Source organism: Clostridium sp. Marseille-QA1073 (assembly GCF_054863625.1).
The window spans coordinates 1-3,635 of sequence record NZ_JBSVQM010000056.1 but is presented as its reverse complement, the minus strand read 5'-3'; the positions used below and the strand labels follow the sequence as shown (position 1 = coordinate 3,635).

The following is a 3,635-nucleotide window of genomic DNA, read 5'->3' as shown; positions in this document are numbered from 1 at the left end:
AATATTTTCACTTAATATAATTATGTAACTATCATCCAAACACAAGATAATAGATAGAAACTTTAGAAGCTATATAATACTCTCCATAATACATCATTCTATACTTTGCACAATAAGAATAATGAATTTATTGATAATTTCTTCTATAGCTTATATAATTTAGAGAATAAACTCAGCTATATTATAACGTAATTATATGATATTACATTATAGTATAAATATTTATTAAGGAGTAAAGGTGAGGATTTATGAAGATAGAATTCTATGAAATAGGTAAAATTGACGATGAAGAACTAACATTTGCAGTAATAAGTACCATATATCAAGGAAGATGGGTTTATGTTAGACATAAAGAGAGGAAATCTTGGGAAATTCCAGGAGGTCATAGAGAAATAGGAGAAACTATTGATAATACCGCTAAACGGGAATTGTTTGAAGAAACTGGTGCAAAAGAATTTACTCTAAAACCTGTTTGTGATTATTCAATAAATGATTTCAATGGGAAACTATTTGGGAGGCTATTTTTTTGTGAAGTAAGTGAAATGGGCATTTTACCAATTTCAGAGATTGAGGAGGTAAAGCTATTTGATGAACTTCCAAATGATCTGACATATCCTAAAATTCAACCATATTTATATGAAAAAATATTAACTGTGAAATGTATTATTTAATAGATTTTGAACTAGTTTATTCTATTATGGTCTAATAGTTAATATTACAATTTGTATTAAAATATCTTATCATAATAATTGTATTATTAAAAAAGAAGGTGTTAGAAATGAATACTCGTACAGTACAAGAATCTGATTATACAGAAATTATATCAGTAATAGATGCTTGGTGGGGTGGAAGACATATGAGTGATATGTTGCCTAGATTGTTTGTCAAGCATTTTCAAAATACTAGTTTTATAGCAGAAGAAAATAATAAAATTATAGGATTTCTAATTGGTTTTATATCACAAAGTTATCCAGCTGAAGCATATATTCACTTTATAGGCATTCATCCAGACTATAGAAAATCAGGAATTGCAAAAGAATTATATGAACTGTTCTTTAATGTAGTAAAAAAATCTGGTTGTACTACAGTTCATTCTGTAACATCTCCTATAAATAAAGGTTCTATTGCATTCCATAGAAAAATGGGATTTGAAATAGAAAATGGAAATAAAAAGGTTGATGGAATTTCTGTAATTACAAATTATGATGGAAATGGTGAAGATAGAGTGCTATTCATAAAGAAATTATTAGATTAAACTAAAGTAGTTATAGATAGGAAATCTATAACTACTTTAATTATTCATCTAAAACAATTGTTCATGTACATATGTCCAATCATCTGTACTGTAACTTAAATCAACTGTTATATAATTTCTATGATGTAATATATCAATTGCTTCACTTGAGATAGTTGAAAAATGTATATTTAAATTATATATTTTTTATTACTTCTTAGCCTCAATTGTTATAGAATTATTTATTTCTATAATCTTTTTTAACTTCGCATACCCAACAAAGCTTAATATCATTGATGGAATAACAAATATAATGTACATAATAAAAATAACTCCACCTACCGCATATAAAATACCCCCTGTAAGTGCAAAACCTCTTTTATTTGAAAAATATGCTATCCAATTAAAAATTGTTGCTAAAACAACTAAAATTATGTGTGGTGTAACTACTGCTGTCGCTATAGCTGCCCCTAGAATTTCTGTACTTTCTTTACTACTAAATATTCCATTGCTAAAATATGATATAATGTATATTGAATATAATAAACCTAATATTGCTGAAATTAATAATATTTTAGAACGTTTAACTTTCATAAATATCCCCCTTTTATAAAATAATATTCAACTATCTCCCTATATCATTGTAATATACATAATCCTATATATTCAACCACTTTTATACATACTAATATAAATTTTACTTTTTTGCGAGTTTTTTCACTTCTAATATACATATAAATAAAAAAGGGCCTTATTTAGACTCTTTTTTTATAGATCTATATTTTGAATTAGTTCTCTCCTCTGGATTTATATAATCACCATTTTCAGTTTTTTTAATCCTAATGATGCCATTTACTTTTTAGTAAACTTGCGTTTATTAGTCATATATACTCCTCCTTCTATACTTTTAGAGTCACCATATAAAAAAATCTATTCGTTTAATTATCTTTAATCAGCTTAGAATAAACTTCTTAAATAAAGAACTTTATATAATTCCTACATAAGTATATTTTAAAATACCATAACTAATTTTAATATTTAAACTATGAATGTAAGTTTTATTTTCTAAAAAATTTACATTTATAGTATGTCCCTTTGTCTTTTGTTAACCTTAGTGATATAATTTTAATATCCCCCCTATAGGGATATTAAAGGAGGAAATTATATGCATAATCATAATCATCCACAACAAAAAAATGTAATTAATAGGTTGTCTAGAGCTATAGGTCATTTAGAAGGTGTAAAACGTATGGCTGAAGAAGGTAGAGATTGCAGTGAGCTATTAATTCAAATATCTGCCGTTCGTTCTGCCATAAATAATATTGGAAAGATAATACTAGAAGATCATATTAATCATTGTGTTATAGAGGCTATAGAAACGAATAATACAGAAACTCTTAATGATTTTAAAAATGCTTTAGATAAATTTCTAAAATAAAGGAGATATAGAGTATGCAGTTTATTTTAAAAACGTTAATATCATCTCTTCTAATTGCTATTGTATCTACTATTAGTAAGAAATCTCCTTTTGTTGGAGCTATTATTATATCTTTACCTATAACTTCCATATTGGCTTTAATATGGCTTTATAATGATACTAAAGATATAAATCAAGTAATTTCTTTATCTTCATCTATATGTTTTATGATCTTACCTTCAATGTTATTCTTTATAGCTTTAGCTATTTTGCTTAAGCATGGCTTTAATTTTATTCAATCAATAATTTTCTCTTCTATTATTATGATTATTTTTTATACTGCATACTCTTATATTTTAAATAAAATTGGAATTAATTTATAAATTCTAAAAAGATTGAATCTTAGAAGTACATCTAGTTAACTAGATGTACTTCTAAGATTCAATCTTTTTAATAACTATAACATATATATTACTTTAAATATAATTATTAACTTCTTCTATCAATACACTTTTAACTTCATTCTATGCGACTTTTTTCATACTTTAATTCTATTAATGTCATTATAGAATAATTAGCTAAATCCATTAATGTATCTTCTATACTCTCATCAACCTTATTTTCTGCTTTAATTAATGTCTTAAGCCTACTTAATTTATCTTCCAATCTTATTATCGGCATTACCATGCCATATTCTTTAAATCCCTTACCAAAGCTATCTCCATAGTCATGATTTTTTCTTGCGTATAAACTATTTAGTTCTTTACATATTTCCATGTGTTTAGATGACTTATCCATAATTATCTCCTCTTAGCATTTCTATTTAATATATATAGTATACTACAAATTTTGTTTATTTAGTTATTTAAATCTTTTTATACTCTAATTCTAAGTTCTTTTAAAATATTTCATAATCAATTTATAAACTTTTTAAAAATAATGAATAAAAATTTTCTTTTCACAAAGCAAGCAAAATTTTTAAAA

The 3,635-nt window shown here is 24.9% G+C and carries 6 protein-coding genes; 4 read left to right on the top strand and 2 right to left on the bottom strand.

Annotated features, from left to right (window positions below; all coding sequences use genetic code 11):
• The first annotated feature begins 248 nt into the window (after positions 1-248).
• On the top strand, positions 249-671 hold the full coding sequence (locus ACY1IQ_RS21015; protein WP_461614800.1) for an NUDIX hydrolase: 423 nt from the start codon (positions 249-251) through the stop codon (positions 669-671).
• Between the two features lie 107 nt (positions 672-778).
• Positions 779-1,255, top strand: coding sequence for a GNAT family N-acetyltransferase (locus ACY1IQ_RS21010; protein WP_461614799.1), 477 nt, complete (start codon positions 779-781; stop codon positions 1,253-1,255).
• 189 nt (positions 1,256-1,444) lie between these two features.
• Here ACY1IQ_RS21010 and ACY1IQ_RS21005 read toward each other — a convergent pair whose 3' ends face one another.
• Entirely contained in the window at positions 1,445-1,828 is a 384-nt protein-coding gene (locus tag ACY1IQ_RS21005) for a hypothetical protein (protein WP_461614798.1), read from the bottom strand.
• A 571-nt stretch (positions 1,829-2,399) separates the two neighbouring features.
• Here ACY1IQ_RS21005 and ACY1IQ_RS21000 point away from each other — a divergent pair.
• Together ACY1IQ_RS21000 and ACY1IQ_RS20995 are read left to right on the top strand one after the other, a co-directional pair.
• Positions 2,400-2,672: a metal-sensing transcriptional repressor gene (locus tag ACY1IQ_RS21000; RefSeq protein ID WP_461614797.1), complete on the top strand. Its 273-nt coding sequence runs from the start codon at positions 2,400-2,402 to the stop codon at positions 2,670-2,672.
• A gap of 14 nt (positions 2,673-2,686) precedes the next feature.
• Positions 2,687-3,034: a DUF3147 family protein gene (locus ACY1IQ_RS20995; RefSeq protein WP_461614796.1), complete on the top strand. Its 348-nt coding sequence runs from the start codon at positions 2,687-2,689 to the stop codon at positions 3,032-3,034.
• 136 nt (positions 3,035-3,170) lie between these two features.
• On the opposite strand, the gene ACY1IQ_RS20990 is transcribed toward ACY1IQ_RS20995, so the two are convergent.
• Positions 3,171-3,452 (bottom strand): DUF1599 domain-containing protein, encoded by a 282-nt coding sequence (locus ACY1IQ_RS20990; RefSeq protein WP_461614867.1) that lies wholly within the window; start codon positions 3,450-3,452, stop codon positions 3,171-3,173.
• Positions 3,453-3,635: the final 183 nt, after the last annotated feature.